Source organism: Bacillus sp. FJAT-29937, from assembly GCF_001509555.1.
In the GTDB taxonomy this organism is placed as follows: domain Bacteria; phylum Bacillota; class Bacilli; order Bacillales; family Cytobacillaceae; genus Cytobacillus.
Genome location: NZ_LMAS01000004.1, coordinates 371,798 through 373,068, shown reverse-complemented (window position 1 = coordinate 373,068; position 1,271 = coordinate 371,798). Strand labels below are relative to the sequence as shown.

The following is a 1,271-nucleotide window of genomic DNA, read 5'->3' as shown; positions in this document are numbered from 1 at the left end:
AGCGAAAAGGTCACACCCGTTCCCATCCCGAACACGGAAGTTAAGCTTTTCAGCGCCGATGGTAGTTAGGGGCTGTCCCCTTGTGAGAGTAGGACGCCGCTAGGCTAGCCCCAAGAGGGGCTATTATTTTTGATGATTGCATGATCATCTTAAATAGAATGGCCCATTGGTCAAGCGGTTAAGACACCGCCCTTTCACGGCGGTAACACGGGTTCGAATCCCGTATGGGTCACCATTTAGGAGGATTAGCTCAGCTGGGAGAGCATCTGCCTTACAAGCAGAGGGTCGGCGGTTCGATCCCGTCATCCTCCATCATTTACCGGTGTAGACATGAACAACTGACTGCAATAAATTGGTTAGATGTTAACTTCTATCCGGTATTTTTTATAGAGTACTTACCTCACCATATTTAATGTGCGGAAGTAGTTCAGTGGTAGAACACCACCTTGCCAAGGTGGGGGTCGCGGGTTCGAATCCCGTCTTCCGCTCCAAAGTTGTATTTTTGGCAGCATGAGCAATTGAATTTTTGTTACTTTATATCTTTATGGGGCCTTAGCTCAGCTGGGAGAGCGCCTGCCTTGCACGCAGGAGGTCAGCGGTTCGATCCCGCTAGGCTCCACCATAAAAATTATACTTTATTTTGGCGGTGTAGCTCAGCTGGCTAGAGCGTACGGTTCATACCCGTAAGGTCGGGGGTTCGATCCCCTCCGCCGCTACCATCTTTTTTACCTGGAGGTATACCCAAGTTCGGCTGAAGGGATCGGTCTTGAAAACCGACAGGGGCTTAACGGCCCGCGGGGGTTCGAATCCCTCTACCTCCTCCATTATTATTATAAATATTATTATCGCGGGGTGGAGCAACGAGCGTTACTCCTTGAATCATCTGCGAGTTGTACCGATCGAGCTGCTGCTTGATTAAGCATCCTAAGATCGGAACAGTCCTTATGCTATATATGAGCATAGTAAAAATCATATAAATATTATTATCGCGGGGTGGAGCAGTCCGGTAGCTCGTCGGGCTCATAACCCGAAGGTCGCAGGTTCAAATCCTGTCCCCGCAATCTGGTCCGGTAGTTCAGTTGGTTAGAATGCCTGCCTGTCACGCAGGAGGTCGCGGGTTCGAGTCCCGTCCGGACCGCCATTTATTTCAAAAAAATATTAATTAGGCTCAGTAGCTCAGTCGGTAGAGCAAAGGACTGAAAATCCTTGTGTCGGCGGTTCGATTCCGTCCTGAGCCACCATTTTATAATATTAATCCCTATTTTTTTATA

Annotated in this window: 9 tRNA genes and 1 rRNA gene; all 10 read left to right on the top strand. The window is 48.7% G+C overall.

Annotation, left to right across the window (positions count from 1 at the left end):
* Window positions 1-105: ribosomal RNA gene (gene rrf / locus AR328_RS12060) — 5S ribosomal RNA — on the top strand; the annotation flags it as partial.
* Between the two features lie 55 nt (window positions 106-160).
* A tRNA-Glu gene (locus tag AR328_RS12055) sits at window positions 161-235 on the top strand.
* A 4-nt stretch (window positions 236-239) separates the two neighbouring features.
* A tRNA-Val gene (locus tag AR328_RS12050) sits at window positions 240-312 on the top strand.
* Window positions 313-416: 104 nt separating this feature from the next.
* Window positions 417-491 (top strand) — tRNA-Gly (locus AR328_RS12045).
* 55 nt (window positions 492-546) lie between these two features.
* Window positions 547-622: transfer RNA gene (locus AR328_RS12040), tRNA-Ala, on the top strand.
* 20 nt (window positions 623-642) lie between these two features.
* Window positions 643-719: transfer RNA gene (locus AR328_RS12035), tRNA-Met, on the top strand.
* A gap of 12 nt (window positions 720-731) precedes the next feature.
* Window positions 732-824 (top strand) — tRNA-Ser (locus tag AR328_RS12030).
* Between the two features lie 163 nt (window positions 825-987).
* A tRNA-Met gene (locus tag AR328_RS12025) sits at window positions 988-1,061 on the top strand.
* A 3-nt stretch (window positions 1,062-1,064) separates the two neighbouring features.
* Window positions 1,065-1,141 (top strand) — tRNA-Asp (locus AR328_RS12020).
* A gap of 24 nt (window positions 1,142-1,165) precedes the next feature.
* Window positions 1,166-1,241: transfer RNA gene (locus AR328_RS12015), tRNA-Phe, on the top strand.
* The last annotated feature ends 30 nt before the right edge of the window (window positions 1,242-1,271 follow it).